General features: G+C 67.6%; 20 protein-coding genes. 11 read left to right on the top strand and 9 right to left on the bottom strand.

Translation table 11 applies throughout. From position 1 onward, the window contains the following. Positions 1-3 precede the first annotated feature (3 nt). The gene (locus tag ACX17K_RS03290; protein ID WP_493773680.1) at positions 4-2,100 is read left to right on the top strand and encodes a S9 family peptidase; all 2,097 of its coding nucleotides are present in this window, start codon (positions 4-6) and stop codon (positions 2,098-2,100) included. A gap of 141 nt (positions 2,101-2,241) precedes the next feature. After that, on the top strand, positions 2,242-4,515 hold the full coding sequence (locus tag ACX17K_RS03285; RefSeq protein WP_493773679.1) for a TonB-dependent receptor domain-containing protein: 2,274 nt from the start codon (positions 2,242-2,244) through the stop codon (positions 4,513-4,515). Between the two features lie 74 nt (positions 4,516-4,589). On the opposite strand, the gene ACX17K_RS03280 is transcribed toward ACX17K_RS03285, so the two are convergent. Then, the gene (locus tag ACX17K_RS03280) at positions 4,590-6,224 is read right to left on the bottom strand and encodes an APC family permease (RefSeq protein ID WP_493773678.1); all 1,635 of its coding nucleotides are present in this window, start codon (positions 6,222-6,224) and stop codon (positions 4,590-4,592) included. 388 nt (positions 6,225-6,612) lie between these two features. Here ACX17K_RS03280 and ACX17K_RS03275 point away from each other — a divergent pair, with 388 nt between their 5' ends. Continuing rightward, a complete protein-coding gene (locus ACX17K_RS03275) occupies positions 6,613-8,253 on the top strand; it encodes a methyl-accepting chemotaxis protein (RefSeq protein ID WP_493773677.1) in 1,641 nt (546 codons plus the stop codon). Here the strand turns inward: ACX17K_RS03275 and ACX17K_RS03270 are convergent. Both ACX17K_RS03270 and ACX17K_RS03265 read right to left on the bottom strand, forming a co-directional pair. Continuing rightward, positions 8,250-8,753: an RDD family protein gene (locus tag ACX17K_RS03270; protein ID WP_493773676.1), complete on the bottom strand. Its 504-nt coding sequence runs from the start codon at positions 8,751-8,753 to the stop codon at positions 8,250-8,252. The genes ACX17K_RS03275 and ACX17K_RS03270 overlap by 4 nt on opposite strands. Continuing rightward, positions 8,754-9,299: a gamma carbonic anhydrase family protein gene (locus tag ACX17K_RS03265; RefSeq protein ID WP_493773675.1), complete on the bottom strand. Its 546-nt coding sequence runs from the start codon at positions 9,297-9,299 to the stop codon at positions 8,754-8,756. Positions 9,300-9,401: 102 nt separating this feature from the next. Here ACX17K_RS03265 and ACX17K_RS03260 point away from each other — a divergent pair, with 102 nt between their 5' ends. From ACX17K_RS03260 to ACX17K_RS03245, 4 genes are all read left to right on the top strand, one after another. Beyond that, on the top strand, positions 9,402-11,441 hold the full coding sequence (locus ACX17K_RS03260) for a M3 family metallopeptidase (RefSeq protein ID WP_493773674.1): 2,040 nt from the start codon (positions 9,402-9,404) through the stop codon (positions 11,439-11,441). A gap of 251 nt (positions 11,442-11,692) precedes the next feature. Next, positions 11,693-12,466, top strand: coding sequence for an exodeoxyribonuclease III (gene xth, locus ACX17K_RS03255; protein WP_493773673.1), 774 nt, complete (start codon positions 11,693-11,695; stop codon positions 12,464-12,466). A gap of 208 nt (positions 12,467-12,674) precedes the next feature. Continuing rightward, a complete protein-coding gene (rquA, locus tag ACX17K_RS03250) occupies positions 12,675-13,382 on the top strand; it encodes a rhodoquinone biosynthesis methyltransferase RquA (RefSeq protein ID WP_493773672.1) in 708 nt (235 codons plus the stop codon). A gap of 210 nt (positions 13,383-13,592) precedes the next feature. Then, on the top strand, positions 13,593-14,285 hold the full coding sequence (locus ACX17K_RS03245; protein ID WP_493773671.1) for a hypothetical protein: 693 nt from the start codon (positions 13,593-13,595) through the stop codon (positions 14,283-14,285). A 175-nt stretch (positions 14,286-14,460) separates the two neighbouring features. Here the strand turns inward: ACX17K_RS03245 and ACX17K_RS03240 are convergent, their stop codons facing one another. The 3 genes from ACX17K_RS03240 to ACX17K_RS03230 all read right to left on the bottom strand — a co-directional run bounded on the left by ACX17K_RS03240 (position 14,461) and on the right by ACX17K_RS03230 (position 17,898). Further along, the gene (locus ACX17K_RS03240) at positions 14,461-15,243 is read right to left on the bottom strand and encodes a ferredoxin--NADP reductase (RefSeq protein WP_021477531.1); all 783 of its coding nucleotides are present in this window, start codon (positions 15,241-15,243) and stop codon (positions 14,461-14,463) included. Positions 15,244-16,048: 805 nt separating this feature from the next. Next, positions 16,049-17,083, bottom strand: a complete 1,035-nt coding sequence (locus tag ACX17K_RS03235) for a glycosyltransferase family 4 protein (RefSeq protein ID WP_493773670.1) — start codon at positions 17,081-17,083, stop codon at positions 16,049-16,051. Further along, positions 17,071-17,898: a UDP-2,3-diacylglucosamine diphosphatase gene (locus ACX17K_RS03230; RefSeq protein ID WP_493773669.1), complete on the bottom strand. Its 828-nt coding sequence runs from the start codon at positions 17,896-17,898 to the stop codon at positions 17,071-17,073. The genes ACX17K_RS03235 and ACX17K_RS03230 overlap by 13 nt, the downstream gene beginning before the upstream one ends. Positions 17,899-18,089: 191 nt before the next feature. On the opposite strand from ACX17K_RS03230, the gene ACX17K_RS03225 reads away from it, so the two are divergent. Beyond that, entirely contained in the window at positions 18,090-18,752 is a 663-nt protein-coding gene (locus ACX17K_RS03225; RefSeq protein ID WP_493773668.1) for a response regulator, read from the top strand. Beyond that, positions 18,749-20,095, top strand: a complete 1,347-nt coding sequence (locus ACX17K_RS03220; RefSeq protein WP_493773667.1) for an ATP-binding protein — start codon at positions 18,749-18,751, stop codon at positions 20,093-20,095. The genes ACX17K_RS03225 and ACX17K_RS03220 overlap by 4 nt, the downstream gene beginning before the upstream one ends. Before the next feature lie 121 nt (positions 20,096-20,216). Here ACX17K_RS03220 and ACX17K_RS03215 read toward each other — a convergent pair whose 3' ends face one another. The 3 genes from ACX17K_RS03215 to ACX17K_RS03205 form a co-directional block, all read right to left on the bottom strand. After that, positions 20,217-20,573: a 5-carboxymethyl-2-hydroxymuconate Delta-isomerase gene (locus tag ACX17K_RS03215; RefSeq protein ID WP_343480129.1), complete on the bottom strand. Its 357-nt coding sequence runs from the start codon at positions 20,571-20,573 to the stop codon at positions 20,217-20,219. Between the two features lie 13 nt (positions 20,574-20,586). After that, the gene (locus ACX17K_RS03210) at positions 20,587-20,991 is read right to left on the bottom strand and encodes a hypothetical protein (RefSeq protein ID WP_021475450.1); all 405 of its coding nucleotides are present in this window, start codon (positions 20,989-20,991) and stop codon (positions 20,587-20,589) included. A 72-nt stretch (positions 20,992-21,063) separates the two neighbouring features. Continuing rightward, positions 21,064-22,992, bottom strand: coding sequence for a TonB-dependent copper receptor (locus ACX17K_RS03205; protein WP_493773997.1), 1,929 nt, complete (start codon positions 22,990-22,992; stop codon positions 21,064-21,066). Positions 22,993-23,111: 119 nt separating this feature from the next. On the opposite strand from ACX17K_RS03205, the gene ACX17K_RS03200 reads away from it, so the two are divergent. Together ACX17K_RS03200 and ACX17K_RS03195 are read left to right on the top strand one after the other, a co-directional pair. Next, positions 23,112-24,368, top strand: a complete 1,257-nt coding sequence (locus ACX17K_RS03200; RefSeq protein WP_493773666.1) for an ATP-binding protein — start codon at positions 23,112-23,114, stop codon at positions 24,366-24,368. Continuing rightward, the gene (locus ACX17K_RS03195; RefSeq protein WP_493773665.1) at positions 24,365-24,889 is read left to right on the top strand and encodes a response regulator transcription factor; all 525 of its coding nucleotides are present in this window, start codon (positions 24,365-24,367) and stop codon (positions 24,887-24,889) included. The genes ACX17K_RS03200 and ACX17K_RS03195 overlap by 4 nt, the downstream gene beginning before the upstream one ends. The last annotated feature ends 87 nt before the right edge of the window (positions 24,890-24,976 follow it).

Below are 24,976 nucleotides of genomic sequence, written 5' to 3'. Positions count from 1 at the left end.
ACGATGAACCCTATTCTTTCCTTTGCCGCATTGGCGGGCTTCTGCCTGTGCGCCGCGCTGGCGCGCGCCGACGCGCCGCCCCGGGCCGAGATCCGGCCGCAAACCTTCAACGCCCATGGCGACGCGCGCGTCGATCCCTACGCCTGGCTGCGCGACGACAGCCGCAGCCGGCCGGAGGTGCTGGCCCATCTGCAGGCGGAGAACCGCTACGCCGAGACGCTGCTGGCCGACCAGCAGCCGCTGCGCGACACGCTGCTGGCGGAGATGCAGGCGCGCGGCGCCGGCGGCGAGGCCTCGCTTCCTTATCGGGAAAATGGCTGGGAATACCGCGAACGCTATCCAGAGGGCGCGCAGCAGCCGGTGTACGAGCGCCGGCCGCTGGCCGGCGGCGCGTGGCGTACGGTGTTGGACGCCGCCGAGCGGGCAAAAGGCAAGCGCTACTATCGGCTGGGCGGCTGGCAGCTGTCGCCGGACGGGCGCTACCTGGCGGTGGCCGAGGACATCCGCGGCGACGGCACGCAGCAGCTGGCGCTGCGCGATTTGGCCAGCGGCGAGTGGCTGCCGCTAGCCGACCGCAAGGCCGGGACCGAGATGGTCTGGTCCGCCGATGGCCGCGCGCTGTGGTATGTCGGCGTCGATCCGGAAACCTACCGCTCCAGCCGCGTCTACCGCCACACCATCGGCGGCAAGGAGGACGCGTTGGTGTTCGAGGAGAAGGACGAGGCTTATACCGTCAGCCTGTCTTCCAGCGCCTCGCGCCGCTATGCGCTGATCGCCGTCGCCGGCAGCGACAGCAGCGAGGCCTGGCTGCTGGACGCGCGCGCTCCGGCCGCGCCGGCCAAGCGGTTCGCCGCGCGCAAGCCGGGCCGCGAATACTATCTGGACCATTACCGCGGCGCGTTTTATCTGCGCGCCAATCCGGACCCGGCCGGCTTCGGCCTTTATCGCAGCGCCGCGCCCGGCAATGACTGGCGCGCGCTGATCGCGCCCGGGGCCGATGTCGAGGTGGAAAGCTTCTTGCTGCTGAAGCGCCACCTGATCGTCAAGGAACGCGGCGACGGCCTGAGCCGGGTACGCGCGATCGCCTGGCGCGGCGGCGCGAGCCGGACGCTGCCGCTGCCTGACCCAAGCTATCGCGTCTGGTTCGACCGCAATCCGGACCCGGACAGCGGGCGGCTGCGCTACCGCTACTCGTCGTTGACCACGCCGACCTCCACTTGGGAGTGGAATCTGTCCAACGGCAAGACCCGCGCGCTGTGGCAGCCCCGGCTGGCCGGCTACCGCGCCGCCGATTACCGCAGCGAGCGGCTGTGGATACGCGCCCGCGACGGCGAGCGGGTGCCGGTGTCGCTGGTTTACCGCCGAGGCAAGTTGGCCAAGGGCGGCAATCCGCTGCTGCTGTACGGCTACGGCGCTTACGGCATGAGCATGGACGCCGCCTTCAGCGCGCCGCGCGTCAGCCTGCTGGACCGCGGCTTCGTGTTCGCCATCGCCCATGTGCGCGGCGGCGGCGAGCTGGGCCGGCGCTGGCACGAGGCCGGCCGGCTGGCCAACAAGCAGAACAGCTTCAACGACTTCGTCGACGCCGCCGGCGAGCTGGCGCGGCTGGGCTACGGCCGGCCGGACCAGCTGTACGCGATGGGCGGCAGTGCCGGCGGCCTGCTGATCGGCGCGGCCTTGAACCAGGCGCCGGGCCTGTTTCGCGGCGCGGTGGCCCAGGTGCCCTTCGTCGACGCGCTGTCCAGCATGCAGGACCCGTCCTTGCCGCTGACGGTGGGCGAGTACGGCGAATGGGGCAATCCGGCCGACGCCGAGGCCTACCGCCGCTTGCGCGGCTACAGCCCGGTCGACAATGTCGGCGCCGGCCCGTATCCGCATCTATTGGTGACTGCCGGCCTCAACGACCGCCAGGTGCAGTACTGGGAGCCGGCCAAGTGGGTGGCGCGGCTGCGCGAGCGGCAATGGCCGGGCCAGCAGCTGGCGCTGATCACCGAGATGGACGCCGGCCACCGCGGCCAGTCCGGCCGCGTGTCCCGGCTGGCGGCCAATGCCCGCGAATACGCCTTTTTGTTGACCCTGTCCGGCTGGCGCGAGCCGTGAGCCTTGCCTTATCCCGCCAGCGGCGGGGCGCGCAGCCCCGCATGATCCTGGTTCCCGCGCCGCTCTCCTGTTTCGTGCTGTCCGAACGCATGCGCTCCTGGCAGGGCGGTTCGGACAGCGATCACTTTGGAGAGTCAGACAGTGAACAAAAAAATGATGGCGCATTGGGTGAGCGCCGCGATGGCGGTATGCGGGCAATCGGCGCTGGCGGCCGACGCGGCGCAGGCCGACGGCAAGGTGGAGTTCCGGCCGCTGGTGATCAGCGGCAGCGCGGCGGGCGGCGCGGAGGCTGACGGCGACCGCGCCGAGAAGCGCGCGCTGGAGAAGCCGGGCGCGTTCAGCAGCCGCGGCGAGAACACCCGTTCCGAGTCTTTGGACGCCGTGCTGCGCGGCATGCCCGGCGTGTATACCCAGATCGATCCCAACCAGGGCGCGGTCAGCGTCAATATCCGCGGCATGAGCGGCCTGGGCCGGGTCAACACCATGATAGACGGCGTCAGCCAGAATTACTTCGGCAGCGCGCCGTCGGAGCTGGCCCACGGCGCGGTGCCGACCAGCTCCTTCGGAGCGCTGATCGATCCCAACTTCATCGTCGGCGTGGATGTGGAGCGCGGTGGCTCGGCCGGCGGCAACAGCATCAACGCCTTGGCCGGCAGCGCCAACTTCCGCACGCTGGGCGTGGACGACGTGCTGCGCGAAGGCAAGCGCTACGGCGCGCGCGCCAAGTACATGAGCGGCAACAACGGCCTGGGCCGCAGCGGCATGGTGGCCGGAGCGACGCGCCAGCAACTGGGCGGCTGGGGCGAATTCGGCCTGGTCGGCGCGATCAGCAGCAGCTCCAGCAGCGGCACCTACCGCAACGGCTCCGGCGTCGACAGCACCGAGTTCGGCTTCGGCGGCGACCAGAGCTTCAGCCAGAATCCGCAATCGCAGCTGTTCAAGGCCGAATGGCGGCCCAACGCCCGCCACTTCGCCGAACTGTCGGCGCGGCGCTACCGCAACCACTTCACCAAGCGCGACATCCAGAGCGACGACTACGCGCTGAAGTACCGCTACACGCCGCTGTCTGAATGGGTGGACCTGACGGCGCTGGCCAGCCACGGCAAGGGCAAGCAGAGCTATATGCCGGGCGCGCTGATCAACTTCACCAATACCAGCACCGAGAACGTCAACGACAGCCTGAGCGTGGACAACGCCAGCCGCTTCGATCTGTGGGGCGGCGACGCCACGTTGCGGACCGGAGCCAAATGGCAGCGCAACCGCTTCGTGCGCAATGTGTTCAGCGACATCGACGATCCGGAAACCGCGCAGCAGGCGATAGAGAACAACCCGTTCGCGCCGGCCGGCAAGCAGGAGATGCGCTCGCTGTTCGCCAGCCTGGACTACCGCTACGGCATCTTCAACGTGGTCGGAGGCTTCAACTACACCCGCTTCGAGCTGGGCGGCCACAAGCCCGCCTGCCGCGACGATCTGCGCTGCTTCCCGCAGGGCGCGGCCGACATCAGCCTGAAGGAGCGCTATTTCGATCCGTCGCTGCTGATCTCGGCCGAGGTGGCGCCGTGGTTCCAGCCCTTCGCCAGCGCGGCGCGGACCTCGCGCGGGCCGAATCCGCAAGAGGTGTTCTTCGCCAACTCCGGCGCCGACTCGATGAACCCCTTTCTCAAGGGCGAGCGCGCCGATACCGTGCAGCTGGGCTTCAATTCGATGTTCCACGGCCTGCTGAGCCGCGACGACACGCTGCGGCTGAAGCTGCTGGGCTACCGCTCCAAGATCGACAACTACATCAGCAGCACGATGTTCCGCATCTGCAAGGACGGCGCGCGCTGCAGCTACGCCGACGTCAACACCGGCAGGGCGGAGGAGGCCGAGATCAGCGACACCATGTACGTCTACACCAACACGGTATCGCCGGTGCGCACCCGCGGCTGGGAGCTGGAGGCCAACTACGACGCCGGCTTCGTCTACGCGCGCCTGTCGTACAGCCGCGAGCGCACCAGCCAGCCGCCGTCCATCGCCGCCGCCAACTTCAACTTCGGCGACATCACCGAGCTGCCGTCCAGCTATTACTCGCTGGACGTCGGCGCGCGGCTGCTGGAGCGCAAGCTGGAGCTGGGGGCGATCTTCCGCAAGGACGGCGAGAGCTACCGCATCAACGTCGATCGCACGCAGGACGACATCACCGGCGACGTGGAGAAGGAACAGCAGAACGCGACGCCGACGCTGATCGACCTGTACGCCAACTACAAGCTGAACAAGCAGCTGACCTTGCGCGCGGGCGTCAGCAACCTGACCAACCGCAGCTACTCGGCGCCGCTGAACGTGATGAACTCGATGCCGCTGCAATCCGCCGACTGGACGCCCAACGCCACAGGCCGCGGCCGCGCGTATTCGGCCACCGTGGAATGGCGCTACTGAGCGTTTTCAGATAGCCCGGATGTAAAAAAGCCGACTGCCTGGGCAGTCGGCTTTATTTTGCTCGGAGCAGGAGGTCAGCCGCGTTGGACGGCGGGCTTGCCGGACGGCTCGTTTTCCGCCTGCATCTCTTCCACCAGCTTCGGATCGTGCTCGTCGCGCAGGTAGCGGGTGTACCAGCCGCTGTTGACGCCCCAGAAGTAGAAGCCCAGCGCGGCGGCGGCCACCACGGCCATGTCCACGCCGTACGGCAGGATGCCGAGGCCGCCGAAATCGGTGCTGCCGATCCAGGACAGCAGCGCCATCGTCGGCAGGTAGAGCACCATCCACATCGCGCCCTTCAGCTCGCGGGAGAATTCCGGCCAGCCAGCCTTGGCCTGGTACCAGATGTAGACCGGCAGCGCGGCCACGATCAGGAACAGGATCTGGCCGGTCAGCGGCCAGCGCGCCCAGTACAGCACCAGCGAGGCGCAGACGAAGGCGAACGGCGCGACGATGTTCAGGCCGGCCAGGCGCAGCGGGCGCGGCAGGTCCGGCGCGCAGCGGCGCAGCGCGGCGGCGCTGATCGGGCCGGTCAGGTAGGAGATCACGGTCGCCACCGAGATCACCGCCGCCAGCGTGCCCCAGCCGCGGAAGAAGAACAGGAACACGAAGGACACCGCCAAGTTGAACCACATCGCTGGACGCGGAATGCGGTACAGCGGGTGGATGCGGCCGAAGATCTCCGGCATGGTGCCGTTGCGCTGCATGCCGTAGATCATCCGCGAAGTGGACGCCATATAGGTGGCGCCGGTGCCGCTGGGGCTGACGAAGGCGTCGAAATACAGGGTCATCATCAGCCAGTTCAGGCCCAGCGCCATCGCCAGCTGGGCGAACGGCGAGCTGAAGTCCAGGCCCTTCCAGCCGTGCGCCAGCTCGGACGGCGACAGCGCGCCTAGGAAGGCCACTTGCAGCGCGACGTAGATCACCGCGGCCAGGAGGATGGAGCCGACCACGCCGAAGGGCACGCTCTTGCCCGGATTGCGGGCTTCGCCGGCCAGGTTGATCGGGCTCTGGAAGCCGTTGAAGCTGAACACGATGCCGCTGGTGGCCACCGCCGTCATCACGCTGGCCCAGCCGAACGGCGCGAAGCCGCCCAGCGCCGGGTTGTTCAGGTTTTCCGAGTGGAAGCCGCTATAGACCAGCGCGCCCACCGTCACCGCCGGCACGATCACCTTGAAGATGGTGATGGCGCTGTTGGCCTTGGCGAACAGCTTCACGCCCCAGTAGTTGAGCAGGAAGTAGGCGACCACCAGCACGGCGGCGAAGGACAGGCCGACGGTGCTCAATTCGCCGTCGCGGTACAGGTTGTGCGCCCATTCGTAGGGCCAAGTGCTCATGTATTGCACCGAGGCCTCGGCCTCGATCGGAATCACCGACACGATGGCGATCCAGTTGGCCCAGGCGGCGATGAAGCCGAGCAGCGAGCCGTGCGAATAGCGGGCGTAGCGCACCATGCCGCCGGATTCCGGGAACATGGCGCCCAGTTCGGCGTAGCTCAGCGCGATGGAAAGAATGATCACCATGCCGACGATCCAGGCGACGATGGCGGCCGGGCCGGCGATCTGCGCGGCGTGGGCGGCGCCGAACAACCAGCCGGAACCGATGATGGAGCCAAGACCGGTCAGCATCAGCGCGATAGGGCCGATGTGGCGGGAATGTTGTTGTTGCAAGGGCGAATCTCCTGTCATTTGAACGATGACGGGCAACGGTTCTCCCGGGGCGGCGCGCGCGCGCCGGACGTGTCCGGGGAAAGTTGCCCACATAGCCGGGTGGGCCCGGTCTTATGCAAATCGCGCCTGCCGGGCAGGCGGACCGCGTCGGCGCGGACGGCGAAGCGGTCGGGGGGATGCCGAAGCGGCGCGGCGGAGGAAACCGTGATGTTGCATCCGGCTCCGGACGCATCGCCGGATTTTGTCCGACATGCCGACCCGAAATTTCGGGTGCGCGGATTGTAACGTAATGTGAACAATTTTTGTTGCTTGAGTTATATGTCTTGAAATCTTTATGTCATAAATACTAGTTAGGATGAGGGCCCCGATGTTCTGCGCAGCGCCCGCCATGTCCCTGATCAAACGCCTGTGGCTGACCATCGCCTTCACTCTCGCCAGCCTGGCGCTGGCGATGGCGCTGACCGGCCAGCAGCTGTATTCCTTCACCCGCCACGTCGACAACTACAACCGCCTGCAGCAGTTGGCGGCCAATCTGCAACAGCTGAAGGCCGTGTCGCTGTCGTTTTCCCGCGCCGATCCCTTGCTGCCGGAAACCGCCGAACGCCTGAAACAGGCCGAGCGGCAGGTGGCCGGCCTCCGGCGAGACATCCACGACGCCTTGCCGGCGGCCGACGCCGGCGCGTTCGACGGCGCGCTGCGCAGCCATTGGCAGGCTTACGCCGCCAACCTGGGCAGCGCCATCCGCATCGCCGAGACCGCGCCACAGGACGCGCTGTCGATTCCGGAGCAGGCTTACCAGAACGATCTGGCGCCGCTGGTCGCGCAGATCGACGCCCAATTGAAGAAGCGCGACGGCGAGCTGGCCGAGGAAAAAGCCGGCCTGGCCGCCGCGCTGTCCCGGCTGGCGCCGTTGATCCTGGGGCCGCTGGCCTTGGCCAGCGCGCTGGTGGTGCTGATCCAGCTGACGTTGGCGCGCCGGCTGCGCCGCCAGCTTGCGGCGATGGCCCAGGCCGCCGACGCGCTGGGCGAGGGCAATCTGGCCGTGCGCCTGCCCGACCGCGGCGGCGACGAGCTGGCGCACGCGGCGTCGCGGATCAACCGCTTTCTCGACCACCTGGCGGGCCTGCTGGACGAGGTGCGCCGCCACGCCGGGGCCAACCAGGACGACAGCCGCCGGCTGCAGCTGCTGACGCGGCAGAGCGCCGACGCCAGCCGGCAGCAGACGCAGAAAAGCCAGCTCAGCAACGAGGCGGCGGCCGAGATCGCCGGCCATGCCGACCAGGTGGGGCTGCATATCGAGGCGGCGCTGGATTGCGCGCGCGGCGCGGCGGCGGCCACCGGCCAGGCGCGCCGCCAGGGCGAGCACAACGCGGCGACGATGGGCCTGCTGGCAGAGCGCATCGCCACCGCCAACCTGGAAATGCAGACGCTGGGCCAGGCGCTGTCGGCGATCGGACAGATCAGCGCGCTGATCCGCGATGTGGCCGAGCAGACCAATCTGCTGGCCTTGAACGCGGCGATCGAGGCGGCGCGGGCCGGCGAGGCCGGCCGCGGCTTCTCGGTGGTGGCCGACGAGGTGAGGAAGTTGTCCGAGCGCACCGCTTCGGCCACCAGCGGCATTTTCGACAGCCTGCGGCAGATGGAGCAGGCCAAGGGCGCGCTGGGCGAGGCCGTCGCCGCCGCCGGCAGGGCCGGACGGGACGGCCAGGACGCCCAACTGGCGCTGGATGGGGCGTTGGCTGCGGTGGACGGAGCCTTGGCCGGGCTGGGCGGCTTGATGGCCGACATCGGCGCGGCGGGCGAGGGGCAGACCCAGGCCGGCGGCAATATCCGCCAGCACGGCCATGAGCTGGCCAGCCTGGCCCTGCACATCGAGCAGCAGATGCGAGAGGCCGAGCCGTTGATGGAGCAGCTGGCGGAATCCGCCGGCGGACTCAACCAGGCGCTGGCCTGGTTCCGGCTGGACGCGCCGGGGGATGGCGAACCGCTGCGGGCGGAGCTCCCGCGCGGACGGCTGGCGCCGGTTTAGCGGCGGCCGGGGAAGGCGGCTGGCTGCGGCTTGCGGCGCACCACCACGGTGCGGGCCAGCTTGTCATGCCAGCCCTGCTTGCGGGCGTCTATGCCCACCCACACTAGGCCCAGGCCGAGCGGGATGATGGAAACGAAGTAGCCCAGGTAGCGCAGCGCTGCCTGGCCCGGCGTCAGCGGCGCGCCGGTGTCGGCGTCCACCACCCGCGCGCCCAGCATCATCTTGCCCGGCGTCGCGCTCTTGTAGATCCAGAACAGGATGACGGCGACGGCCGGCAGCAGGTAGTTGACCAGGAATTCCGCCAGCGAGCCGGCGCCGCTGAGTTCGGCCAGGTCCGGCATGCCGCCGATGGACGCCGCCTCGCGTCCGGCCAGCAGCCACAGCAGCGGCGCCGACACGATCAACAGCAGCACGGTGTCGGCCAGGCTGGCCAGCACCCTGGCCCAGAAGCCGACGTACTCCAGCTCTTCTTCATGGACTTGCGGCGAATCCGCCATCATTCAATCCTCCAGATTGACCTTGTGCTTGTCGGCCACGCGCAGGTAATGCTCGGCCGAATACTTGAAGTAGGCCAGCTCCTTGTCGGTCAGCGGCCGCGCCTGCTTCACCGGGTTGCCCAGGTACAGATAGCCGGATTCCAGCCGCTTGCCCGGCGGCACCAGGCTGCCGGCGCCAACCAGCACCCGGTCCTCGATCACCACGCGATCGAGCACGATGCTGCCGATGCCGATCAACACCTCGTCGCCTATGGTGCAGCCGTGCAGCGTCACGTGGTGGCCGATGGTGACGTGGCGGCCGATGATCAGCGGCGCGCCTTCCGGATCGGCGGCGCTCCGGTGGCTGACGTGCAGCATCGCGAAATCCTGCACATTGCTGTTTTCGCCGACGTGGATGCGGTTGACGTCGCCGCGGATCACCGCGCATGGCCAGACCGAGGCGCCGGCGTCCAGCGTCACCTCGCCGATGACGACGGCCGCCGGATCGATGTAACAGCCGTCCGCGATCTCCGGGTGATGGCCGTCGTACTGGCGGATATTGCTTTTCATCGTTTCGTCCTTATCTCTGTGACCATGCATTGTGCCGGCCGCGCGCGCCGGCGCGCAAATTCCCTTATCATAATCGACCCGCCCCGACAGGATGTTGAAGCCATGAGCCAGAACCCCTTACTTGATTTCTCCGACCTGCCGCGCTTCGACGCCATCAAGCCGGAGCACATCACCCCGGCCCTCGACGTATTGCTGGCCGACGCTCGCGCCGCGATAGACGCGGTGGTCGCCGGCGGCGGCGACAACTGGGACGCGGTGGTGGAGCCGCTGACCGACGCCACCGAGAAACTGGGCCGCGCCTGGGGCGTGGTCGGCCATCTGAACGGCGTGGTGGGCAACACCGAGGGCCTGCGCGAGGCGTACAACGCCGAAATCCCGCGCATCTCCGCCTTCTTCACCGAGCTGGGGCAAAACCTGGACCTGTTCGCCCGCTTCAAGGCGGTGGCGGCCAATCCCGCCTTCGCCGCCGCCAGCGCCGCGCAGAAGAAAGTGATCGAAAACGATCTGCGCGACTTCCGCCTGGCCGGCGCCGAGCTGCCGGACGCCCAGAAGGCGCGCTTCGCCGAGCTGTCCAGCCGCCTGGCCGAGCTGTCCAACCAGTTCTCGCAGCATGTGATGGACGCCACCGACGGCTTCAGCCTGTACATCGAAGACGCGGCCGAGCTGGCCGGCATCCCCGAGGACTCGCTGGCCATGTACGCCGCGATGGCCGAGGCCGACGGCCAGCCGGGCAAATACAAGCTGGGCCTGCAGTTCCCGCTGCTGTTCCCGGTGCTGCAATACGCCGACAACCGCGCCTTGCGCGAAAAACTGTACGAGGCCAATGCCAAGCGCGCGTCGGAATTCGGCCCGGCCGAGCAGGACAACGGCCCGCTGATCCGCGAAAAGCTGAAGCTGGCCGCCGAAGAGGCGCAGCTGCTGGGCTTCGCCGACTACGCCGAGCTGTCGCTGTACACCAAGATGGCGGAAAGCCCGAAGCAGGTGATCGACTTCCTGCGCGATCTGGCCCGCCGCGCCAAGCCCTACGCCGAGCAGGACCGCGCCGAGCTGGAGGCCTTCGCCCGCGACGAGCTGGGCCTGGACGCGCTGCAGGCCTGGGACATCAGCTACGCCAGCGAAAAGCTGCGCGTCGCCCGCTACGCCTTCTCCGAGCATGAAGTGAAGCAGTACTTCCCCGAGCCCAAGGTGCTGCAAGGCCTGTTCGGCGTGGTCGGCACCCTGTACGGCGTGCGCTTCGCCGAGCGCCAGGCCGCCGCTTGGCATCCGGACGTGCGCTACTTCGAAATCTTCCAGGGCGACGCGCTGCTGGGCGGTTTCTACCTCGACCTCTACGCCCGCGACGGCAAGCGCCCCGGCGCGTGGATGGACGATGTGCGCGGCCGCCGCCGCAAGGGCGGAGAGGTGCAGACCCCGGTGGCTTACCTGGTGTGCAACTTCAGCCGCCCGGTGGGCGACAAGCCGGCCTACTTCACCCACGACGAGGTGATCACCCTGTTCCACGAATGCGGCCACGGCTTGCACCATTTGCTGACCCGCATCGAGGTGGCCGGCGTGGCCGGCATCAGCGGCGTGGAGTGGGACGCGGTCGAGCTGCCCAGCCAGTTCATGGAAAACTTCTGCTGGGAGTGGGACGTGCTGCAGGGCATGACCGCGCACAGCGAAAGCGGCCAGCCGCTGCCGCGCGAGCTGTACGACAAGATGATCGCCGCCAAGAACTTCCAGTCCGGCATGCAGATGGTGCGCCAGCTGGAGTTTTCCTTGTTCGACATGCAGCTGTACACCGCCGGCAATCCCGACAGCGTGGACTGGCTGGCGCTGCTGGAGCAGGTGCGCGACGAGGTGGCGGTCAACCGTCCGCCGGCGTACAACCGCTTCCCCAACAGCTTCAGCCACATTTTCGGCGGCGGCTACGCGGCCGGCTACTACAGCTACAAGTGGGCGGAAGTGCTGTCGGCCGACGCCTACGCCGCGTTCGAGGAGGCCGGCGGCGCCAATCCGCAGGTGGGCCGCCAGTTCTGGGACGAGATCCTGGCCGTCGGCGGCAGCCGCCCGGCGCTGGAGTCGTTCCGCGCCTTCCGCGGCCGCGACCCCGAAATCGACGCGCTGCTGCGCCATTCCGGCATGGCGCCGGAGGCGGCGTAAAAAAACTTTCAACTTTAGGAACTCGCCTGGAATAGTCCGGCTCTAATCTTTTGCTCAGGGTTGTCTTCCGGAGCAGCAAGCGAGCCAGACGCGTATCAGGGGTAGTGATATAGTGTCTATTGACGCCTCCGCCAACTGCGGAGGCGCTTTTTTTTGCCTTGCCGGCGGCGAGGCGCGAAAATCCCTCAACAGCCGGGCCGGCTGCTGCTATGGTGTCGGCCTTCCTCTTTCCCATTCTGGAGTTCTCGCCGATGCGTTTTGCCACCTGGAACGTCAATTCCCTGAAAGTCCGCCTGCCGCAGGTGCTGCAGTGGCTGGCCGACACCGGCGTCGAAGTGCTGTGCCTGCAGGAACTGAAGATGGACCAGGACGTTTTTCCGCTGGCGGAAATCGAGGCGGCCGGCTACCGCGCGGCCTGGTTCGGCCAGAAGACCTACAACGGCGTCGCCATCCTGGTCCGCGCGCCGCTGGAGATGACGGACGTGGTCGCCGGCATTCCCGGCTACGGCGACGAGCAGCGCCGGGTGATCGCCGCCACCGTGGACGGCGTGCGGGTGATCTGCGGCTACTTCGTCAACGGCGAGGCGGTGGATTCGCCCAAGTACCCGTACAAGCTGGAATGGCTGTCCAAGCTGGAAGGCTACGTCGCCGCCGAGCTGGCCAAGCATCCGAACCTGCTCTTGCTGGGCGATTACAACATCGCGCCGGAAGACCGCGACGTCTACGATCCGGAAGGCTGGCACGAGCAGGTGCTGTGCAGCACGCCGGAGCGCGACGCCTTCCGCCGCCTGATCGCGCTGGGCCTGTCCGACAGCTTCCGCCTGTTCAACCAGGAGGAGAAGCAGTACAGCTGGTGGGATTACCGCCAGATGATGTTCCGCCGCAACAAGGGCGTGCGCATCGACCACATCCTGGTCAGCGACGCGCTCAAGCCGCGCGCGCAGATCTGCGAGATCGACAAGGCGCCGCGCAAGTGGGAGCGTCCGTCCGACCACACCCCGGTGGTGCTGACGCTGGCCGATTGACCGGCCCGTTTCGCCAGCCAGACGGCCCGGCCTTGCGCCGGGCCGTTCGCTTTGGCGCGGCGATGAGGTTGCCGCCGCGTGGATGCGGCGCTTATAACGACGTTGGAATATGCCTTCCGCGTGGCCGGGCCAAGGTTTGGCCTGGCTCAAGCCGAGGGGAAAAGACGCTTGTTAAGCTGGTTCCATCACTGATGACCGGTAACCCACCATGACCACACTGAATACGCGCGCAAGCGCTGGCGACCCCTACTACCAGGACGTCCCGGACTACATGACCGAGGTCTACGACTGGGCTTACGTCAATCCGCGCAAGGCCAGGATGCTGGACCACAAGCTGGTGGTGCGCACGCTGTTGTTCGGCAACGACCAGCGGCTGATGCGCGCTTATCTCGATGAGATCCGTTCCGGGGAGCGGGTGTGGCAGGTTGCCCACGTGTACGGCGACCTGGTGCAGCGCGCGGCGGCGCGGGTGGGCGAGCGCGGCCGCTTCACGCTGACCGACGTCACGCCCATCCAGGTGGAGCTGGCCGAGGGCAAGCTGGCCGGCGTGCCGCAGGCCGAGGTAGTGCGCGCCGACGCGGCCCGCTTCCAGGCAGATCAGCGGCCAGACCTGGTGTGCAGCTTCTTCCTGCTGCACGAGGTGCCGGAAGAGATGAAATCGGCCATCGTCGACAATATGCTGGCCCAGCTGGCGCCGGGCGGGCGGGCGATGTTCGTCGATTACCACCGCCCCCGTCCATGGCAGCCGATAGGCTGGCTGCTCAAGTGGGTGAACCGCGTGCTGGAGCCGTTCGCCGAGGCGCTGTGGAACAAGGAGATCGCCGCCTACGCGCGCGAGGCGGAGCGGTTCGACTGGCGCAAGCGCACGGTGTTCGGCGGCGTGTACCAGATCGTGATCGCGCAACGGCGCGATTGAGCGCGGCGGGCAAGGGCGGCCAGCGCGCAAGGCATGGTAGGGGGCGCAACGCGGGATCAGCGGTTTTGTCCCTTGTACGTCGCGTTACATGGCCTTACAAGGCGCTAACAGACGGAGGGCAGGGGCAGGACTAGGATACGTCTCAAGGAAACACCAAACACGGTGCCTTGCGGAGGTGGAAGCCTCCGTTACCGACCTGGAGATGAAATCATGAAAAAGCTGACCCTTCTTGCCCTGTCCGCCGTATTCGGCCTGAGCTCCGCCGCTGGTTTCGCCGCACAGGTCGCCCCGGCTTCCGCTCCCGCCGCCAAGGCAGCCCCGGCCGCCAAGAAGGCCGAGAAAAAGACCCCGGCCAAAATTCACCACGCCAAGAAAGGCGAAAAGGTAGGCGCTTCCGCGCCGCAGAAGGCTCAAGCCGCCAAGGCCGAAGCCTCCGCTCCGGCGAAGAAGGCCGCCCACAAGCACGCCAAGAAGCACGCAGCCAAGAAGGAAGCTTCCGCGCAGAAGGCCCAGGCCGCCAAGTCTGACGCTTCGGCTCCGGCCAAGAAGGCTCACAAGACCCACGCCAAGAAGCACGCCGCCAAGAAGGAAGCTTCCGCGCAGAAGGCCCAAGCCGCCAAGTCCGACGCTTCGGCTCCGGCGAAGAAGGCTCACAAGTCCCACGCCAAGAAGCACGCTGTGAAGAAGGAAGCTTCCGCGCAGAAGGCCCAGGCCGCCAAGTCTGACGCTTCGGCTCCGGCCAAGAAGGCCCACAAGTCCCACGCCAAGAAGCACGCTGCCAAGAAGGAAGCTTCCGCGCAGAAGGCCCAGGCCGCCAAGTCCGACGCTTCGGCCCCGGCCAAGAAGGCTCACAAGACTCACGCCAAGAAGGCTCATAAGGCTGCCGCTTCGGCCGCCAAGTAAAAAACCAGACAGCAGTCTGGCTCGCATAAAAACTGGGGAGGCGCGCGCCTCCCCTTGTTTTTTGTCGAAGTCCCTTCTGTTCACCGTTCTGCTGGAAGGGCGGGGACGGGTAAAAAAACGCCCCGCATTTTAGTTTGCGGGGCGTTTTCGCGTCTGCGCGGGGCGGACGGATGGATCACTTCTCGACGAAGGCGCGCTCGATCGCGTAATCAGCCGGCTCGCCCATGCGCGGGGATTCCTTGAAACCCATGCCGTTCAGGATTTCGCACAGATCGTGCAGCATGCTCGGGCTGCCGCAGATCAGCACGCGGTCGTGTTCCGGATTCAGCTGCGGCAGGCCGATGTCGGCGCACAGCTTGCCGTTGGTGATCAGGTCGGTCAGGCGGCCCTGGTTGCGGAACGGCTCGCGGGTGACGGTCGGATAGTAGATCAGCTTTTCACGCACCATCTCGCCGAAGAATTCGTTTTCCGGCAGCTCTTTGGTGATGTAGTCGTGGTAGCCCAGCTCGCTGACCCAGCGTACGCCGTGGGTCAGGATCACCTTGTCGTAGCGCTCGTACACGTCCGGGTCCTTGATGATGGACATGAACGGGGCGAGGCCGGTGCCGGTGGACAGCAGGTACAGGTTCTTGCCAGGCAGCAGGTTGTCCTGCACCAGCGTGCCGGTGGGCTTCTTGCTGATCATGACGGTGTCGCCGACCTGCAAGTGCTGCAGGCGGGAAGTCAGAGGGCCGTCCTGCACCTTGATGCTGTAGAACTCCATGTGCTCTTCGTAGTTGGAGCTGACGATGGAGTAGGCGCGCATCAGCGGCTTGCCGTTCACTTCCAGGCCTATCATCACGAATTGGCCGTTGATGAACCGCAGGCCCGCGTCGCGGGTGCAGGTGAAGCTGAACAGCGTGTCGTTCCAGTGATGGACGGACAAGACCTTTTCAGCGGTCAGATTAGGAGAGGACATAAGCTCGTGCGACTCACAAAATTTAAAGATCGGACAATATTGCGCTGCAAAGATTCTAACCCGTTTGCCCGCCCCCTGCTTGTTCGTGCGGCTTCGGGTGTTGTATGGCGGCATGCTTGCCTGTGCTTGGGACGGCGCTGCGCCGGCGTGGGACCGGGGCTGACGCGATCGTGAATGGCGCCTAGCGGATTGTCCAGGCCGTGGCGCGCGGTTGCAGCATGGTAACTGACAGCGCATAGCGTGCGGAAGATTGTTTGCTGATTTTTTTATCGCTTTCCGTTATTTGGACGTGCTATAGCGGGCAGCGCTTGATCTGAAGCAAAGAGGGCGTTCCGGTGCCGGAACGCCCTCTGAATGAATTAAGGGGGACTTTACATCGCGGCCGCGCCGCCTGAATCGTTCATGGCGCGGGCCTGTCTGCGACAAGGCGTGCGTTGATGCCTGCACGCCACCCTGAAGCAGGGCGCTGCGAACACACCGCTCTGGCCGGCGCATCGATGATGCGCCCGCGACGGGCGCTTGGACGGAAATATCGCTTCCGGGTACTGCCGGTACTGCCCATGCGCCGGGCCGTCAATCGCGATGAAGGCAGGCTTGCCTGGGGCCGCGGAGAGATGCATCCGTCCTGGATGCTCGTTGGGCATTGCTGACACCTCCGGTGCCGACCGCCGCTCCGTAGCGTGGGCGCGGTCGCAATGCCAATTCATGCGCGGGTCCGCCGGACAAGCTCGCCAAAGACATTCGAGCTTTCCGCGTGCTTCGATTTTTGAAATATAGCGCTTACAGCTGATGAAGCAAGGCGCATTTAATCGGCGATGGGGTTCAGTCCGGCGGATGCGGCGGCGTTGGGGCGCAGATGGGATTCGAACTGGCGGCTGGCGGCTTGCCAGGAGTAGCTCTCAGCCACCCGGCGCACATGGCCGCGATCCAGCTCCAGCGCCTTCAGGCAGGCGGCGCGCAGGTCCCAGTCCAGCACGCCGGCGCCGGAATCGCCGACCACGTCCAGCGGGCCGGCCACCGGGAAAGCGGCCACCGGCGCGCCGCAGGCCATCGCCTCCAGCAGCACCAGGCCGAAGGTGTCGGTGAGGCTGGGGAAGACGAACACGTCGGCGGCGCGGTAGAAGCGGGCCAGCTCCTGCTGCGGGAACACGCCGGCGAAGTACACGTCGGGGTACTGCTGTTTCAGGCGGGGCAGCAGCGGGCCGTCGCCGACCACCCATTTGCTGCCGGGTAGGTCCAGCTTGAGGAAGGCTTCGATATTCTTCTCCACCGCCACCCGGCCGATGTAGACGAAACGGGGCGGATTGGATTCGTCCAGCCGCTGGCGTTCGCCGGGGCTGAACATCGCGGTGTCCACGCCGCGGCTCCACAGCTTGACGTTGTCGAAGCCGCGCGCCTCCAGATCGCCGGCGATGGAACGGGTGGGCACCATCACCGCCTGCGAGGCGTTGTGGAAGCGCCGCATCCAGGCATAGCTGGCGGTTAGCGGCAGCCGGCAGCGGGCGTGAATGTATTCCGGGAAGCGGGTGTGGTAGGCGCTGGTGAAGGCCAGGCCTTCGCGCAGGCAGAAGCGGCGCGCGGCCAGGCCCAGAGGACCCTCGGTGGCGATGTGGATCGCGTCCGGCGCGAAGCCGGCGATGCGCTGCGCCACCTGGCGGTAGGGCAGCAGCGACAGCCGGATGTCGGGGTAGGTGGGGCAGGGGATGGTGCGGAATTCCAGCGGCGTGATCATGTTGACCTGATGGCCGAAGCCATCCAGCTCGCGGACGGTTTCGGTCAGCGAGCGGACCACGCCGTTGACCTGCGGCTTCCAGGCGTCGGTGACGATCATGATGCGCATGTGGATTCCTCCGAAGGGATGGGCTCTGGCGCTTCCTCGATGGACGCGCCGGCGGTCAGCGCGGTCCAGTGCAGCACTTCCAGCCGGCCGTCGGGGTGCTCGACCAGCGCCGACAGGCTCTCCACCCAGTCGCCGCTGTTGCCGTACAGGATGCCGTCTATCATCCGCACTTCCGGCTTGTGGATGTGGCCGCACACTACGCCGTCGAAGCCGCGCCGCCGCGCCTCGCCGGCGAGGATGGTTTCGAACTGGCTGATGAAGTTCACCGCGTTCTTCACCTTGTGCTTCAGGTATTGCGACAGCGACCAGTAGGGCAGGCCCAGCCGGTGCCGCACCCAGTTGAAGCCGCGGTTCAGCTGCAGGATCAGCGTGTACAGATTGTCGCCAAGGTAGGCCAGCCACTTGGCGTACTGGATCACGCCGTCGAACTCGTCGCCGTGCAGCACCAGCAGGCGCTTGCCGTCGGCGGTGAAGTGCTCGGCCTCGTGGCGGATGGCGACGCCGCCGAAGTTCAGCCCGCAGTACTGGCGCGCCGCCTCGTCGTGGTTGCCGGGGATGTAGATCACCTGGCAGCCCTTGCGCGCCTTGCGCAGCAGTTTTTGCACCACGTCGTTGTGGCTCTGCTTCCAGTACCAGGATTTTCTCAATTGCCAGCCGTCGACGATGTCGCCGACCAGATACAGGTATTCGGATTCGTGCTCGCGCAGGAAGTCGAGCAGGTGTTCGGCGCGGCAGCCGGCGGTGCCGAGGTGGACATCGGAAATCCAGATGCTGCGCAGTCGGCGGGAGGCGTCGGAAGCGGTATCTGGCTGCATGGCAGGTCCGTGAGGCCGGGATGACGTCCCATGCTGCTATGGCGACGTGACAGGGAAATGAGGTTTTGTTGACGGGAAGGTGAATAGTCCTATGCCGTTCAATGACAATATGGGCGAGACGGGACGGCGCTTAAGCATGGTTTAAGCTGTCAGTGGGATAAAGGACGCGGCGGCGGATAGCGGGAGGACGGATGCGGATACTGGTGGTGGAAGACGACGCGCAGATAGGCGATGGCCTGCAGATGGGCCTGCGGCAGCTGGGATTCGCGGTGGATTGGCTGCGCGACGGCCGGCAGGCGCTGGCCGCCTTGCCCGCCGCGCCCTACGACGCGGTGGTGCTGGACCTGGGGCTGCCGGGCATGGACGGCATGGACATCCTCGCCGCCTGGCGGTGCGCCGGCCGCGACGAGCCGGTGCTGGTGCTGACCGCGCGCGACGCGCTGGCCGACCGGGTCGGCGGGCTGGATGCCGGCGCCGACGACTACCTGGCCAAGCCATTCGCGTTGGCCGAGGTGGCGGCGCGGCTGCGCGCCCTGACCCGCCGCCGCCATGGGCAGTGCGGCCCGCTGCTCAGCCACGGCAGGCTCAGCCTGGACCCGGTGGCGCGGACGGCGACGCTGGACGGCGCGCCGCTGGAACTGACCGCGCGCGAGCTGGCCCTGCTGGAGCTGCTGCTCAGCAGCAAGGGCCGGGTGCTGCCGCGCGAGCTGATCGAGGAAAAACTGTATGGCTGGGGGCAGGAATTGGAAAGCAACGCGCTGGAAGTGTATGTCCACCATTTGCGCAAGAAGCTGGGCGCGGGCTTCATCCGCACCTTGCGCGGCATAGGCTACACGCTGGGAGAGCCGGCTTGACGCGGCTGCGCAGCCTGCAGGCCCGGCTGATGCTGGTGTTGCTGCTGATCGTGCCCGCCACCTGGCTGGCGGCGTCGGCGGCCGCGGTGTGGCTGGCCCAGCGCGAGGTGGACGAGCTGTTCGACACCCAGATGGCGCAGTTCGCCCGCCAGTTGCTGGCGATAGACGTGCACGGCATGCAACCGGACGATCCGCCCAAGCTCAAGCATCTGCTGGCCGGCGCAGACAAGGGGCGGATGGACAATGACGACATGGGGCTGGCGATCTGGGACGCGCAGGGGCGGCAAGTGCTGTGCGATGGCCGCGGCCGCCGCTTCGACTACGAGCCGGCGCGGCGCGGTTTCCATGATTTCATCGGCCATGACCATCATCACGACTGGCGCCTGCTCTATCTGCCGGCGCCGGACGGCTCGCGCATGGTGGCGGTCGGGCAGAAGCTGGGGCTGCGGCAGGAGATGGTGTGGAGCGTGGTCAAGGCCCAGCTGCTGCCCTGGATGATAGGCCTGCCGCTGATGCTGCTGGCCATCCTGTTGGCGCTGCGCCGCGAGCTGGCCCCGTTCCGCCGGCTGGCCGGCGCGATCGCCGCGCGCGCTCCGGACGACAACAGCCCGGTGCCGGACGAGGTGCCGCAGGAGGTGCGGCCGCTGGTGCGGGCGCTGAACGCGCTGTTCGTCCGCATCGGGACAATGCTGGAGCACGAGCGGCGCTTTACCGCCGACGCCGCCCACGAGCTGCGCACGCCATTGGCGGCGCTGCGGGTGCAGGCCGAAGTGCTGGCGCTGACGCCGGACGAGGGCGGCCGGCGCCACGCCTTGTCGCAGTTGCAGCTAGGCATCGAACGCGCCGGCCGTCTGGTGGAGCAGTTGCTGGCCTTGTCGCGGCTGGACCCGTTGCAAAGCCCGAGGCAGCGCGAGGCGGTAGTTTGGGGACGGCTGGCCGAGAACCTGATGGCGGAATTGGCGGCGACAGCCGACGGCGTGGAATGGCGCTTGGACTGGCGCTGCCCGCCAGAGCAGGCGCTGCCGCTGTCCGGCGACCCGACCCTGGTGGGGCTGATGCTGCGCAATCTGCTGGAAAACGCCTGCCGCTATGGCCCGGCCGACGGCGTGGTGGAGCTGAGGCTGGAGGAGGGTGCGGTCAGCGTGCTGGACCGGGGGCCGGGCATCGCGCCGGAATGGCTGGAGCGGGTGCGCGAGCGCTTTTTCCGCCCGCCCGGCCAGGAGCAGCCGGGCAGCGGCCTGGGCCTGTCCATCGTCGAACGCATCGCGGAATTGCATGGCCTGCGGCTGGTGTTGAAGAACCGGCCGGACGGCGGGCTGGAGGCGAGGCTGGAACGGGCCTGACTGCGACAATCCGCCGCAGGCGGGCCGCTGCGCGCCGAGGTATGCTGTGAGGGCTGGGCGCGACAGGCGTCCGGCAGACAAAGGTTGCAAGCCCGCCATGACCGGCGGGCTTTTTTTTTGCTCAGCCGCGGGCCCGCAGCTTGTCGCGGCGGCTGTAGGCGGCCGGCGCCATGTCGCGAACCTCGCAGCTGACGGATTGCACGCCGGGCAGCCGTTCGCAGACCGCGAGAACCAGCCGGTCCGCCAATTGACCCTTTTGGTCGTCGTCGCGGCCGGCCAGGATGTGGCAAGCGATGTGGACGAAATCCTGGTCGCGGCCGCCTACCAGGAAATCATCGTAGGACTGCAGCCTGACCTTGATGTCGGCGCTCTGGAACAGGCCGCTGGCGTCGGCGGCTTCGTGGACGGCATGCAGCAGTCGGTCGATATCCGGATGGCCGGCGATTTCGGCCGAGCATTCGATCACGCAATGGGGCATGGGCTTCTCGCTATCAATGGGGCGGGTTGGCGGGCGCGCTGAAACGGATGCGCCAGAACAGCGCGTTGCACACGCCGCCGGCCATCGCGCCCAGGTACAGGGTCATCGAGTCGTTGTACAGCAAGGGCTCGGCGATGCGGGCGTACAGCAGCGTGATGGTGCTGCCGCTGACCGCGCCGGGGGCGAAGGCGACGACGGCGAGCAGCCAGGCCGGCCATTGCCGCTGCCAGCGCTCCACCGCGCCGGCCATCGCGATGCGTAGCAGGCACAGCAGCAGGCCGAAGACCAGAGCCGGCACCGCGCCCATCAGATAGGCCATCATCGGCACCACGCCGCTGGCCAAGAGCGCCACCAGCGGCCCCAGCAGGATGAACAGCGTCAGACCGCAGGCCAGGATCTTGAAATAGGGAATCTTCATGCCGCCGCCATCGTGAAAAAGGCTTCCAGCCTAGCAGACTGGAAGCCTCGAGACGAGAGGACGGGCGGATATTTACAGCTCGACCTGCAGCTTGGTCCACAGCGTGCGGCCGGGCTCGTTGACGCGGGTGGTCTGGGTGTAGCCGGCCACCATGCCGCCGCCCTTGCTGACGCTTTCGGCATAGCTGCGGTTGAACACATTGTCGACGCCGGCCAGCAGCTTGAAGCGCTTGCTGATCTTCCAGCCCGCGTCCAGCGACAGCGTGGCGAAGCCGGGCGCGACGCCGATGTCCTGGCCGACGATATTGCCCTGGCCGGGCGCGACGCGGTCCTGGCGCTGCACTGCGCGGAAGGCGGCGCCGGCGCCGTAATGGCCGTTGTCCCATTTCAAGCCCAGCTTGCCTTCCAGCGGCGGCGTCTGCGCCAGCGGCCGGCCGTCGTCCAGATTGGCCGCCCATACCCAGGCCACGCTGCCGGACAGCGTCCATTGCGGCGCGAAGCGCCAGCTCGCCTCGCTCTCCAGGCCGTAGCGGCGGGCGTCGACGTTGCGCGCCTTCTGCGGGCTGTTGTTGTCGACCAGGATGAAGTCGCCGACGCGGCTCAGGTAGGCTGACAGCGAGCCCTGCAGCTTGTCGTCCTGGTACAGCAGGCCGGTGTCCAGCTGCAGATTGCTTTCCTTGCCCAGTTTGCCATTGCGGTTCAGCTCCCAGTAGTCGGGCGCGCGCTGCGCCTGGCCCAGGCCGACGTAATGCGTCCAGCCGCCGGTCTTGAGTTCGTAGCGGATGAAGCCGGAGTCCATGTGGTAGCGGTTCTCCGCGCGGATGCCCTTGTTGGACGCGGCCTCCAGCACCGCCAGCGTGGCGTCGCGGCGCAGGCCGGCGATCAGCCTGCCCTGCGCGCCAAGGGGGGTGGATGCTTCGGCGTACAGGCCCTGGTTGTCGAAGCTCATGTCCGGCAGGCGCGGCTGCTGTTGGTAATCGATGCCGCCGCGGCTGCGATGGCGGTCGCGCAGCCAATCGAGGCCGGTGGAGACTTCCCAGTCGCCGAGGGCCAGGTCGGCGCTCAGGCGGCCGGTGTCGGCCTGGCGGTCGGGGTTGCCCAGCATTTTCATCTTGGGCGTCGGACGCAGCGAGAAGTTGTCCATCACGTGGTCGACATAGCTGTGGTTCAGCTGCAGCCGCACGGCGTCCAGCCAGTTGGTCAGCCGGCGCTGCTCCAGCTTGACGCCCCAGGCGTCGCGGTCGAACTTGCTGCCGTCCATCATCCGGTCGGCGTAGGCGGCCTGGCCGCGGCTGCGGTCGGCCGAGACTTCCAGCGTGGTGTCGCGGCCCGGCGTCAGGCCGACGATGGCGGTCTGGCTGTCGCGGTCGAACGCCGAGTGGACCGGACGGCCGTCGCCGTCGCGATAGTCGCCGCCGTGGTTGCGGGTGGCCAGGATGCGCGCGTAGCCGTATTGCGAGCCGGCGGCGAAGTCGGCGTAGGCGTCGTTGCGGTCGCCGCTGCCGCCCAGCAGGCTGCCGTTGAAGTGGACGCCCGGCTGGTCGAAGCGTGGCGTTTTGCGTTCGAAATTGACGCCGCCGGCCACCAGGCCGGGGCCGAGCTTCACGCTTTGCGGACCCTTGACCACGTTCACTACGTCGTAGGCGTCGGGAAACAGGTAGGCGGTGGGCGGGTCCATTCGGCCGCCGCAGCCGCCGAACACGAAGCCGCCGTCGGCCAGGATGGCCAGACGCGAGCCGCCCAGGCCGCGCAGCAGCGGATCGCCGGAGCTGCCGCCCTTGCGCGCGACGTTGAAGCCGGGAATGTTTTTCAGCAGCGAGGCGCCGTCGGCGGCCGGCGCCGGCTGGCGCGGCGCGCGCGGGTCCAGCGATAGTTGCAGCGGTTGATCGAGGCGGCTGGCGGTCACCAGCACTTCTTCGCCGACGAAGGCGGGCGTTTCCGCCGCGCAGGCGTGGGCGACGGCCAGCGCGAGCGGCAAGGGGAGCAGATAGCGGATTGTCATCACGGAACAGGTTTGTGTTGGAATTATTGACCGGGGATGGTAGTGGAAGCCGCCGGGCCGACCAATGCGGCAAAGTGTCGCAGCCGCCGCTCGGCCGGCTTGGTGGTAAAGTGCCTCCCATGAACAGGAATGCGATATTCGCGCCGGCGCTGGCGGGGGATGCCCCGCAGGCCGGCGCGCGGGTGCGGCGCTTGCGTTGGCTGATGCTGTGGCTGGCGGCGGCGATGCTGGCCGGCTGCGCGCTGGAGCGAGTGGAGTTGCCGTGGCTGCTGGTCGGCCAGGCGCTGGCCACGCTGGCATTGGTGAACCTGCTGCTGCCGCGCCTGCCGGCCTGGGGATTGCCGGCCGAGCTGGCGCTGCGGCTGGGCCTGCTATGCGATGTGCTGGTGCTGACCGAGCTGCTGGCCTTCAGCGGCGGCGCGGCCAATCCGCTGGCCTCGCTGTATCTGCCGCCGGTGCTGTTCGCCGCCTTGCTGTCGCCGGGCTGGTTCGCCTGGCTGCTGGCGGCGCTCAGCGTGGCGGCTTACGGCTTGCTGTTCGAATGGCATCTGGACTGGCCGCTGAACGGCGGCAACGCCGCCTACGCCTTCAATCTGCACCTGTCCGGCATGTGGATTTCCTTCGCGCTGTCGGCGCTCCTGATCGCCGGCTTCGTGTCCTGGCTGGCCCGCCAGTTGCGCCACCAGGGCGACGCGCTGGCGCAGGCGCGCGAAACCCAGCTGCGCGACGAGCAGCTGCTGGCGGTGGGCATGCAGGCGGCCGGCGCCGCCCATTCGCTGTCCACGCCGCTGAACACGATGACGCTGTTGGTGGACGAGCTGCTCAGCGAGCGGCATGGCGACGAGGCGCTGCGCCAGGATCTGGAGTTGATGCGCGCGCAGCTGGCCAGCTGCCGCGCGACGCTGTCCCGCCTCAAGCACGGCTCCGAATCCCGCGGGGGGCCGCAGCCGCTGTTCGCGTCGCTGGCCGAGCGGCTGGAAGGCTGGCGCAGCCTGCGGCCGGACGTGAGGCTGGAGTGGCGGACGCCGGACGGAGACGATCCATTGGTGAGGCTGGACGCCGCGTTCTGGCCGGCGCTGTTCAATCTGGTCAACAACGCGGCCGAGGCAGGCGGCGGCGAAGTGGCGGTGTCGGCCAGCTTGAGCGGCGGCCGGCTGCGGCTGGATATCGTCAACCGCCAGGGCTGCCTGAGCGAAGCGCAGCTGGCGCGCGCCGGGCTGGCGCCGCTGGATTCGTCCAAGCCGGCCGGCCTGGGGCTGGGCATGATGCTCAGCCATGCCACGCTGGCGCGGCTGGGCGGCACGCTGAGTCTGGACAACCGGGCCGAGGGCGGCGTGCACGCCCGCATCGAGCTGCCGCTGGAGGAGGGCGCGTGAACGATTTCCTGTTGATAGACGATGACGAGGCTTTCGCCATGGTGCTGACCCGCTCGCTGGCGCGGCGCGGCCATGCCGTCGCCTGGGCGCGAGACGCGGCCGAAGCGCTGGCGCGGGCGGCAGAGGCCCCGGCCCGCATCCTGCTGGATTTGAACCTGGACGGCGACAGCGGCCTCAGGCTGCTGCCGGCGTTGCGGGCGGCCAGCCCGGACAGCGCCATCGTGGTGCTGACCGGCTATGCCAGCATCGCCACCGCGGTGGAGGCCACCAAGCTGGGCGCGGTGCAGTACCTGGCCAAGCCGGCCGGCGTCGACGAAATCCTGGCCGCCTTCGCCCAGCAGACGGCCAATCCGGAACTGCCGGTGGCGCCGCAGCCGATGTCCTTGCGCCGCGTCACCTGGGAGCACCTGCAACGGGTGCTGGCCGAGCACGACGGCAACATCTCCGCCACCGCGCGCGCGCTCAACATGCACCGCCGCACCTTGCAGCGGATGCTGGCGAAACGGCCGGTCAAGAGCTGAGTCAATTCCGATGACGAATATATAAATCAGACGATGGCCGGCCATCAGAAAATATGATTGGAGTGAAAACTCCAGCGCGGCGTAACG

Source organism: Chromobacterium sp. INPA-IVC (assembly GCF_059047085.1).
Note: the sequence above shows the minus strand (reverse complement) of the source record. Positions and strands in the feature narration are given on the sequence as shown.